The organism is Dokdonia ponticola, assembly GCF_042653865.1.
Classification (GTDB): domain Bacteria; phylum Bacteroidota; class Bacteroidia; order Flavobacteriales; family Flavobacteriaceae; genus Dokdonia; species Dokdonia ponticola.
In genome coordinates this window covers 311,129-320,699 of the sequence record NZ_JBHSFV010000005.1, presented here as the reverse complement: position 1 = coordinate 320,699, position 9,571 = coordinate 311,129, and the positions used below count along the sequence as shown (strand labels likewise).

Annotated in this window: 11 protein-coding genes; 6 read left to right on the top strand and 5 right to left on the bottom strand. The window is 35.9% G+C overall.

The genetic code is table 11. The features are described from left to right. Positions 1-124, top strand: a 124-nt coding sequence (locus ACFO3O_RS10735) for a T9SS type B sorting domain-containing protein (protein ID WP_379978612.1), incomplete at its 5' end; no start/stop codon positions are given. Between the two features lie 78 nt (positions 125-202). On the opposite strand, the gene ACFO3O_RS10730 is transcribed toward ACFO3O_RS10735, so the two are convergent. The 4 genes from ACFO3O_RS10730 to dapF form a co-directional block, all read right to left on the bottom strand. Next, entirely contained in the window at positions 203-874 is a 672-nt protein-coding gene (locus ACFO3O_RS10730; protein WP_379978603.1) for a peptidoglycan-binding protein LysM, read from the bottom strand. A 362-nt stretch (positions 875-1,236) separates the two neighbouring features. Next, positions 1,237-2,280 (bottom strand): endolytic transglycosylase MltG, encoded by a 1,044-nt coding sequence (gene mltG / locus ACFO3O_RS10725; protein ID WP_379978602.1) that lies wholly within the window; start codon positions 2,278-2,280, stop codon positions 1,237-1,239. Further along, positions 2,280-2,846 (bottom strand): GNAT family N-acetyltransferase, encoded by a 567-nt coding sequence (locus ACFO3O_RS10720; protein WP_379978601.1) that lies wholly within the window; start codon positions 2,844-2,846, stop codon positions 2,280-2,282. Before ACFO3O_RS10720 ends, mltG begins: the two co-directional genes overlap by 1 nt. Beyond that, positions 2,840-3,619 (bottom strand): diaminopimelate epimerase, encoded by a 780-nt coding sequence (gene dapF / locus ACFO3O_RS10715; RefSeq protein WP_379978600.1) that lies wholly within the window; start codon positions 3,617-3,619, stop codon positions 2,840-2,842. Before dapF ends, ACFO3O_RS10720 begins: the two co-directional genes overlap by 7 nt. Before the next feature lie 133 nt (positions 3,620-3,752). Here dapF and ACFO3O_RS10710 point away from each other — a divergent pair, with 133 nt between their 5' ends. The 5 genes from ACFO3O_RS10710 to trmD all read left to right on the top strand — a co-directional run bounded on the left by ACFO3O_RS10710 (position 3,753) and on the right by trmD (position 8,826). Continuing rightward, on the top strand, positions 3,753-5,168 hold the full coding sequence (locus ACFO3O_RS10710) for a S1C family serine protease (protein WP_379978599.1): 1,416 nt from the start codon (positions 3,753-3,755) through the stop codon (positions 5,166-5,168). Between the two features lie 172 nt (positions 5,169-5,340). Next, entirely contained in the window at positions 5,341-6,786 is a 1,446-nt protein-coding gene (locus ACFO3O_RS10705) for a glyceraldehyde-3-phosphate dehydrogenase (protein ID WP_379978611.1), read from the top strand. Positions 6,787-6,994: 208 nt separating this feature from the next. Then, complete coding sequence (locus ACFO3O_RS10700) at positions 6,995-7,612, top strand: hypothetical protein (RefSeq protein WP_379978598.1); 618 nt, start codon at positions 6,995-6,997, stop codon at positions 7,610-7,612. A gap of 52 nt (positions 7,613-7,664) precedes the next feature. Beyond that, entirely contained in the window at positions 7,665-8,135 is a 471-nt protein-coding gene (locus ACFO3O_RS10695) for a GNAT family N-acetyltransferase (protein ID WP_379978597.1), read from the top strand. 10 nt (positions 8,136-8,145) lie between these two features. Next, positions 8,146-8,826: a tRNA (guanosine(37)-N1)-methyltransferase TrmD gene (trmD, locus tag ACFO3O_RS10690; RefSeq protein ID WP_379978596.1), complete on the top strand. Its 681-nt coding sequence runs from the start codon at positions 8,146-8,148 to the stop codon at positions 8,824-8,826. Here trmD and ACFO3O_RS10685 read toward each other — a convergent pair. Then, positions 8,823-9,518, bottom strand: a complete 696-nt coding sequence (locus tag ACFO3O_RS10685; protein WP_379978595.1) for an SIMPL domain-containing protein — start codon at positions 9,516-9,518, stop codon at positions 8,823-8,825. The two genes, trmD and ACFO3O_RS10685, sit on opposite strands and share 4 nt — an antisense overlap. Positions 9,519-9,571 lie beyond the last annotated feature (53 nt).

Below are 9,571 nucleotides of genomic sequence, written 5' to 3'. Positions count from 1 at the left end.
GGATGGTACCTTTAATGGCCAACCGATGATCTCTGATGATTATTGGTTTAGAGTGAACTATACAGAACCCGATGGACTGGGAACTCAACGAGAGTTTGTGGGACACTTTACCCTGAAAAGGTAAAACCTATACACAGACATAGTAGAAACAAAAAACGTCCAGCAATCGCTGGACGTTTTTTATTGTTAACGAAATACTGTATTACCAAATATCTCCTAATCTAGGTCTCTTTACTGCTTGAACAAAGGACACATCATAGCCAGAAAATTTCCTTAAATAACTTTCTATGGAAGTACCAAAAGCATCATTAAAACTAGTTTCACCACCAGAGCGTAAAAAAAGCTTTACACTTCCTGGACCAGCCAGATGTGCTGCTGCTAAAATTCCAGATTCTGTAATCTTAACACCACCAACCCATTTTCCTGAATAACGCTTTATGTCACGTCTTAACACCCATTTGTTACGGGAAGTATTCAGTAGGAATGCTTTTTCTTGTAAAGCAGGGTTTTTAATAAAATTCTTTGTGTTTTTTATTCCTATCAGGTCTAATGTAGAGGCTCCAAATTGATATTTACCAAGATATCCAAAGGTATTTATACTGAAATAATTGCCTTGAGATTCTTTAAATGCGAGCGCTTCTTTAAATCCAATATACATTTGCCCAGTGAGGGCTAATGGAAAATAAGAAGGAATAACATCCTGAAGTGTTTCTTCAGGTAACGGTGCGGTATAAAAAAGGTCTAAACCTTCTGTTGAATATTGAGAAAAGTCTTCTGTTTTAGTGAATTCCCGTTCCTTTTCTGAAATATTTCCTAGTGACAATAGTCCTATCATAAATGGAAGAACTGTAATTTTAACCAGGTTTCTTATCATATAATCGCTTTTCGACTGCTAAGGTTTTTAAACTATAAAACCTTATAAAGTGCTGTCTATTTCGGCCGGCAAAAATACAACAATAAAACAATCTACCAAATAAAAATCGACAAAACAACAGAAATCACTGTTTATTTAACAAAAGCCTTAATTTTCAATGCTTTTCATCGATCTTAATATTAAGATTCTTTTAAGAAAATATAACAAACAAAGCGTAAATGACATTTTTGCCTTATTTAAAACGTCAAATGCAACACTAAACTGCAATCATATTGATACTCAAAATTACATGTAAAGGTCATTCAAAATACTCATCTAGAGGGAAAGTTAAGAACAGGGTTATTAACAGCTTTTATAAACGTTTAACGTTTTATCCCTTGACCACTGATCCAGAGCTTATAGGCTGCACTGTTAGCATTATGCTGAGAAAGCGTCTTTGCAAATTTATGATACCCAAAACGCTCAACGTCTGCTACAAAATAATAGTAGTCGTGCTTTTCTGCATTCAAAACAGCATCTATAGCAGAGATATCTGGCATAAAAATAGGTCCAGGAGGAATTCCTGCATTCCGATACGTATTATAGGGAGATACTACCTCCAAATCTTTGTAAAGCACTCTCTTAATTACCATATCCCAATCATTCGCTTTATTTTTTAAAGCATATATAACCGTAGGGTCTGCATCAAGCTTAATTCCTTTTTTAATTCGATTCAAATAAACACCTGCAACACGTGGGCGCTCGTCTACTTTTGCCGTTTCTTTTTGGACAATAGAAGCCACGGTGTATACCTCTTCTGGTGTCATATTTAATAATTTGGCTTTAGCCTTACGCGAATCATTCCAAAAACGCTTGTGCTCTTTTAGCATACGATCCCTAAATTCTTTTGCAGAAATATCCCAGTACAACTCATAACTGTTAGGAATATACATACTAAGAGCTGTTTCGTCAGTAAAACCATTTGCTTTTAAAAAACTAGGATCTTTCATCGCTAGAAGCAACGACAAACTATCTGCTTCTATCTGAGTAGCTATACGACCAGCAAGGTCCTCTATACGCTCTTGATTATTAAACGCAATTTTTACAGGTTCATTTTTACTGCGTATCGTATTAATGATTTCATTATTATTCATCCCTTTTTTAATGATGAAATGACCTGACTTCATATTAGAAAAATACTTTTTTCGCTCTGCGACTGAAACAAAAGATTCCATATCTTTTAACAAAGGTGCAATATCCTCCTTTACATCATCAGGAGTTGCATCAGAGGCTACAAAAAGATATGCCTCCTCATTTTCAAAAGCCGTATTTGGAGAAAATATTGCGCTATACACATGGTAGGCAAAAAAACCTCCAATAATAATTCCCACAAGCGCGATGATGAGTATAATTCGTTTGATATACATTATAATAGGTATTGAAATAATAATTCATTTTTATAGCTTTCCCGAATCTGTTTAGCTGGCAGGCAGGAGCGGACTCCTTCCCCACTCACACGTCTCCATTCTTTTTTAACTCCCACAAGATCAAAACCCGCATGTGTAAACAACTGAACACTTGCTGTGTTATCTTCTAGAATATTGGCATAGAGTTGATGTAGTTTTAGATGTGTTTTCACATAAGCAATCACTAAGTTTAATGCTTCTTTCCCGTAGCCTTTTCCTCTATTCTCTTGCGATTCGATGAGAATCCCAACACCTGCTCGTGCATTATAGGGATCAAAATCAAAAAGATCAATAAGTCCGATAAGCACTTTTGTATTGATCTCACAAACCGCTAAACGCAGTTGTTTTGCTTCATAAATATCTTTATGAGCATGGGCAAGATAGTCTTTAATACTGTGTAAGGAAAAGGGCGTGAGCGTTTCACTTACTGCCCAAAGTCGCTCATCATTTTCTATACGGTGAATCGCAATGAGGTCTTCTGGCTCCACAGCTCTTAGAAATACACTATTTCCTATAAGTGTCACCATGTAATTTCACCTTTAAAAACATAAGTCGCTGGGCCTATAAGAAAAATTGAATGGTACCCTGTATCATCTTTTTCAAAACGTACCTCAAGTTCCCCTCCTTCTACTTGAAGTTGTAAACGATTTGATGTAGCCTTCCCTTGATTATGCATTGCCAGCGCAACAGCTGTCACACCTGTACCACAACTTAAAGTTTCATCTTCTACCCCTCGTTCATACGTACGGACAGCAAATACATTTTCTTCCTTTTGAGATACAAAATTGATATTGCTACCTGCGCTACCGTACAAATCACTATATCGGATACGCGCTCCTTCTGTTTTGACATCAAGTGCTGACAAATTTTCAGAAATTTCTACGTGATGTGGAGATCCTGTGTTTAGAAAACTATAGGTGTTTTTAGTGTCTATTTTTGCTACATCCTGCATCTTTAAATGTACGATTTCATTTTCAATCGTAGCTTCATGCACCCCATCAATAGCCATAAACAAAGTAGTCGATTGTATAACGTGTAACGCTTTCGCGAAAGCTACAATACAACGCCCTCCATTGCCACACATACTACTCTCGTGACCATCTGCATTGTAATATACCATGGTAAAATCCAAAGATTCATGGTTTTCTAAAAGAATCAAACCATCTGCTCCTATGCCAAATTTTCGGTCACAAAGTCTCGAAATCAGTTTGGTATCATCTTTGGGAAAAAATAAGCGTCGGTTATCAATAATGACAAAATCGTTACCGGTGCCTTGATATTTAGAAAAGGGTATCGTCATGATATAAATAGATGAACGACAAAAATAAGAAATTCACATATTGCCTGCCCTGTTAAAAGGCAGTTAAATATGAATTCTGTACATACTAAAATTTTAATTTTAACATTATATAATCACCTAAATGAAAAAGATCATGAAAAAAATAGCAAGTTTACTTTCTGTTGCTGTCCTAGCAGGTGTTATAACTCTAGGCGCCTATAAATTATTTATAGAAGAATCTAAAACACCTCCCCTAGCCTCCGAAAACCCAATCTCTAGTATTCCTACGTATACACCAACTACTTACACCGCAGCAGCAAATGCGGGTATTGATTTTACCGAAGCTGCAGAGCGCACAGTTCATGGAGTTGTACACGTGAGTAACAAACAAGAATATAGACAACCACGTAATATGATGGAATTCTTACGTGGTGGCGGACAAAGAGGTGGCGTGGTAGGTGCTGGTAGTGGCGTTATTATATCTGGTGATGGTTTTATTATTACCAATAATCACGTGATAGAAGGAGCTACCGAAATCGAAGTTGCTCTTAATGACAACCGAAAATTTAAAGCAGAACTGATAGGAACTGATAAAAAAGCAGATATCGCCCTTATAAAAATTGATGCAGGAGATGATGAACTACCGTATATCCCATTTGGAGATAGTGATGCTGCAAAAGTGGGAGAATGGGTGCTTGCCGTTGGAAACCCATTTAATCTTACCTCTACGGTAACAGCCGGAATTATTTCAGCAAAAGCGAGAGATATCAATGAGCAGGATTCTAATCCTCAATCTTTTATTCAAACGGATGCAGCGATCAACCCAGGAAACAGTGGTGGAGCACTCGTTAATACGTATGGAGAACTCATAGGCATTAACACAGCTATCACTTCACAAACAGGGTCGTATGTAGGATATGCCTTTGCTGTACCTTCTAATAATGCCCGTAAAATCGTTGAAGATATCATGCAATATGGTTCAGTACAAAAAGGAATATTAGGAGTAAGAGGAAATTCTGTAAACTCATTACGTCCAGAAGCCATTGAAAAATTAAAGATTAATACATCAGAAGGATTTTATGTAGGTGTTGTAGATTATGAAAGTGGTGCAGAAAAAGCAGGAATAAAAAGCGGAGATATCATCAAACGTATTGATAATATTGAAATTAATAAATTCTCAGATTTGTCTGGATATATCAGTTCAAAACGTCCAGATGATGTCGTTCAAGTCTACTTATTACGTGATGGTAAAGAACTCACATTACCTGTTACCCTTGTCAAATCTGTTACGTATGATATTAATAGACTTGGGATCCAAGTAAAAAACGCTTCTCCTAAGGAACTCTCCAAAGCAAAAGCAAAAAATGGTGTCATCATTAACAATACACTTTCACCAACAATGAGACGCTACAATTTAGAAGGACTTGTTATTTCGGAAATAGACGATCAAGAGGTGAACGATGTAGAAGATGTAAAACGAATCTTTAATAACAAAAATGCAAATGAACCTGTTAGCATTGTATTAATAAATGGTGATGGGGAACGTAACCGGTATATTTTTGATAATTAAACTCTAAAGGAATAACGTATTCACCCGAATACATTCATTTTAAAGCTCTTTTATTTTAAAAGAGCTTTTTTTTGCTTTTTTCTGTTACGAAAACGTTTGAAATCTATACTTTTGCCGAAAATTTAAAAGGATGTCTGATCAAAAAACAACATCCAATAACATAAAAAGTAGTATGAGTCATTTAGATACTTACGAAACAGAGCTTTCATTTCAAGCAGACCGTCGTAGAGCGGCAGTAGCCTTTATTCAAATTGCAAGTGATTTATGGTATGACAAATCCATAGAGCTTGTGCTTTTTAGAAATCAACTTATAGATAGAAATGTAAGTGAGATTTTAGATTTACACGAGTATGCTGGCGCTTTTGTAGAAAAACCAATTTCTATTTTTGACAGTGTAGAGATCGCAGAAGCGATTAAAACATTAGAGTTACCACCTGCTAAGCTTGATATCGGAAAACTGACCTATGAATATCATCTTGAAGAAGATCATATAAGCGCTACTTCATTTGTAGCTAAAAAATTAAAACCTGCTAAGAGGAGTGAAAACATCACTCCAAAAGATGTAGTTCTTTATGGTTTTGGACGTATAGGACGTTTACTCGCTAGAGAATTGATGACACGTACAGGGAAAGGCGCACAAATGCGATTAAGAGCTATTGTCACTAGAGGCACTATAGATGCTACTGTTCTAGAAAAAAGAGCTTCCTTATTAAAAAGTGATTCGGTGCATGGGGATTTCCCAGGGACTGTTGCTATTGATGTAGCAAATAAAGCACTGATCATTAATGGTACTACAGTACACATTATTAGTGCCAATGCACCTGAGGAAATTGATTATACTGCATACGGAATACACGATGCTTTGGTCATTGATAATACAGGTGCATTTAGAGATCAAGAAGCCTTAAGCAGACATCTCGCAGGAAAAGGAGTGGCTAAAGTATTATTGACAGCACCAGGAAAAGGAATTCCAAATATTGTGCATGGAGTAAACCATTTAGAACACAACCCTGATGAGGTATCTATTTTCTCAGCTGCATCATGTACCACCAATGCAATCACACCCGTTCTTAAAGCTATAGATGATTCTTTTGGAGTAAAATACGGACATCTAGAAACCATACATGCCTATACCAATGATCAAAATCTTGTTGATAATATGCATAGTAAATACCGTAGAGGAAGAGCTGCTGCGCTTAATATGGTCATTACAGAAACAGGAGCAGGAAAAGCAGTGAGTAAAGCATTACCAAAATTTGAAGGAAAATTAACCTCAAATGCTATCCGCGTGCCTGTACCTAATGGATCACTAGCCATATTAAACTTAGAACTTGACAAAAAGACAAGTTTAGAAGCCCTTAATACTACCTTGAAAAAATACGCATTAGAAGGAGCACTTGTTGAGCAAATAAAATACTCTATCGATAATGAGCTTGTTTCTAGCGACATTGTAGGATCATCAGCACCGAGCATATATGATAGCAATGCTACTATTGTGAGAGAAGGTGGTAAAAACATCATCCTATACGTATGGTATGACAACGAGTATGGATACAGTCATCAAGTAATACGACTTGCCAAATACATCTCTAAAGTAAGACGTTTTACCTATTATTAATCAGTAGGTTTCTTAGTAAGACATACATAAAATATAATGCAATAAAAAGCTCACTTTCCAAAAAGTGAGCTTTTTTTTAGGTATAAAGAACCAAGTCTTAGTTCTAAACGTACTTAAGTTGATTATTTCTAGTATTTTTGTTACAAACAAACGCAAGAACTAGTCCCAAAAACTATTTGCAATTGACTAAACAACACCCTAAAAACCCATGACTAAAGCAACACTCTCCCTACTAACTTTATGTTTAGGTGTGCTCTTAAATGTACAAGCCCAAGAAACACAAGATCAAGACAATGATCCTACAACTGTTATAGAACAATATAACCAGGTGATTGAGTCTAGTGGCAATTACAATAATGGCCCCAAACGTTACAAAGTAATAGATCGTACCAAATTAGATCGTTATCGCAAACAACTGACCGATAGTGTGACTTCACTAAAAACAAAGATCACTAATCTCAATAAACGCATAGAAGATCAAACCTCTGAGATTTCTAGTTTAAATACAAATCTCACGAATACTCAAAAAAGTCTAGAAAACACAAATCTGGAAAAGGATAGTATTAACTTTTTTGGAGCTCAAATGAGTAAAGGCAGTTACCAGACTATGATGTGGAGTATTGTTGGTGTATTATTTTTAGGCCTCCTCCTATTCATTTTCAAATTTAAGAGCAGTAATAGTTTAACATATCAAGCTAAAAGAAAACTAGAAGAGCTAGAGCTTGATTTTGATGATTACAAGAGAAAAGCGCTAGAAAAAGAACAAAAATTGGGAAGACAACTACAAGATGAACGCAATAAACTCTTGAAGCAATCTAAAAGCTAGATAGCACCAAATAATAGATTAAAATCTGTACTTTCGAGTACAGATTTTTTTTATGTATATACGCCAAGCCACTATTCAAGATATAGAACAACTCATACCGCTTTTTGATGGATACCGTGTTTTTTACAGAAAAACCACCGACTTAGAAGGAGCGCGCGCTTTTCTTAGCGAGCGACTTACTAAAAAAGATAGTACTATTTATATTGCTTTCGCGAAACCTGTGCTGAGCGGAGTCGAAGTAGCGGACTCAAACAAAGCTGTAGGTTTTACACAGCTCTATCCTATTTTTTCTTCTGTGAGCATGGAACCTATGTATATCCTGAATGATCTATTTATAGACCCTGATTACAGAGGACAGGGTATTGGGCAATCACTTATCACTACCGTCAAAGACTTATGTCGGAAAGAACATCAGAAAGGGATTGTCATACAAACCGAAGTCACAAATCCTGCACAACATTTATATGAACGATTAGGATTTAAAAAAGACCCAGATTTACATTACTTTTGGGCTACAAAATAAGCAACTCTCCATGCGCATAGATATTATTACCGTTGTTCCAGATTTATTAAAGAGTCCTTTTGAGGCCTCTATTATGCAACGCTCTATTAGCAAAGGCCTTGTAGAAGTCCATTTTCATAATCTTAGAGATTATGTGACAGATAATTACAAACAGATAGACGATTATCAGTTTGGAGGAGGTGCAGGCATGGTCATGATGATCGAACCCATAGATAAATGCATTACGAAATTAAAATCTGAGCGCGCCTATGACGAGGTCATATACATGACTCCAGATGGTGAAACCCTTAACCAAGGGATGGCAAATACGATGTCATTAAAAAAGAATATCATTATTCTTTGCGGCCATTATAAAGGTGTAGACCAACGTGTGCGTGATCACTTTATTACCAAAGAAATTTCTATAGGTGATTATGTATTAAGCGGTGGTGAGTTAGGCGCTTTAATTTTTTGTGATGCTGTGATCAGATTGATTCCTGGTGTTTTAGGAAATGAAACTTCAGCACTGACAGATAGTTTTCAAGATGGGTTACTCGCCCCTCCTATCTATACACGCCCTGCTGACTATAAGGGTTGGAAAGTTCCTGAACTTCTTACTAGCGGTAACTTTCCGAAAATAGAAGCTTGGCGAGAAGAGCAAGCTTATTTACGTACAAAAGAACGTAGACCAGATTTATTGGGAGACGATTAATCTATGATTTCAAAGGTGGCATCCATAGAATAAGAAACAAGAATAGGATCAAAACCACCTAATATTCTACTCATCGTTGATGCAGATGGTGAATATGAATTAGATCCATTCATTGCGTTCCTGTACCTTTTATATTCAGCATCTTCATTTACAAGTTCTTTTAAAACTAATAATTTTCCAATTTTCCCATCTACTGCTTCCAAAAGGTATATTGCTTTTTCTTTTGAAGCTTTTACGGCATTAGCTTTTACTTGTTTTCTATAGCTAATAATATCAGTATGTGACTTACTAAACATAAAAGATTCAAAATCAGCTTCATTAAGTTGCTTCAACAACTGTGTAGCGACTGTAATATCATCTAATGTAACAACGTAATCCTTAGAGGCAAAAACATCAGCTCTTTTCCTTCGATACTTACTGTAATCACTTGAAAATTCATCTAGTGTAATATTTGTAGGGTCAATATTCAGGTTTTGGATAATGGAATTAAACTTAGAATCCAAAATTGTAATATCGAGTTTTTGTTTTCCAATATATCTCTCTTCTAGTGTAACTCTAATTTTAATAATATTAGGAACAACCTCCATTGTAGCGGTTCCTCGAACAACAACGTGCCTCACTTCATTTAATTTAAATTCTTGAGCAAAACTCATTGTTGTAGTAAATAAAAATAGCAGTAACGTATATTTCATAATAGGTGCATTTGTATCAATAGTTTTTTAAATCTACAAATTTTATAGCTACG

Excerpts from the sequence above, each read along its gene's own strand:
- ACFO3O_RS10695 (WP_379978597.1), top strand. The coding sequence starts at position 7,665 with ATGTATATACGCCAAGCCACTATTCAAGATATAGAACAACTCATACCG.
- ACFO3O_RS10730 (WP_379978603.1), bottom strand. The coding sequence starts at position 874 with ATGATAAGAAACCTGGTTAAAATTACAGTTCTTCCATTTATGATAGGA.
- ACFO3O_RS10700 (WP_379978598.1), top strand. The coding sequence starts at position 6,995 with ATGACTAAAGCAACACTCTCCCTACTAACTTTATGTTTAGGTGTGCTC.
- ACFO3O_RS10705 (WP_379978611.1), top strand. The coding sequence starts at position 5,341 with ATGAGTCATTTAGATACTTACGAAACAGAGCTTTCATTTCAAGCAGAC.
- trmD (WP_379978596.1), top strand. The coding sequence starts at position 8,146 with ATGCGCATAGATATTATTACCGTTGTTCCAGATTTATTAAAGAGTCCT.
- dapF (WP_379978600.1), bottom strand. The coding sequence starts at position 3,619 with ATGACGATACCCTTTTCTAAATATCAAGGCACCGGTAACGATTTTGTC.
- ACFO3O_RS10685 (WP_379978595.1), bottom strand. The coding sequence starts at position 9,518 with ATGAAATATACGTTACTGCTATTTTTATTTACTACAACAATGAGTTTT.
- ACFO3O_RS10710 (WP_379978599.1), top strand. The coding sequence starts at position 3,753 with ATGAAAAAAATAGCAAGTTTACTTTCTGTTGCTGTCCTAGCAGGTGTT.
- ACFO3O_RS10720 (WP_379978601.1), bottom strand. The coding sequence starts at position 2,846 with ATGGTGACACTTATAGGAAATAGTGTATTTCTAAGAGCTGTGGAGCCA.
- mltG (WP_379978602.1), bottom strand. The coding sequence starts at position 2,280 with ATGTATATCAAACGAATTATACTCATCATCGCGCTTGTGGGAATTATT.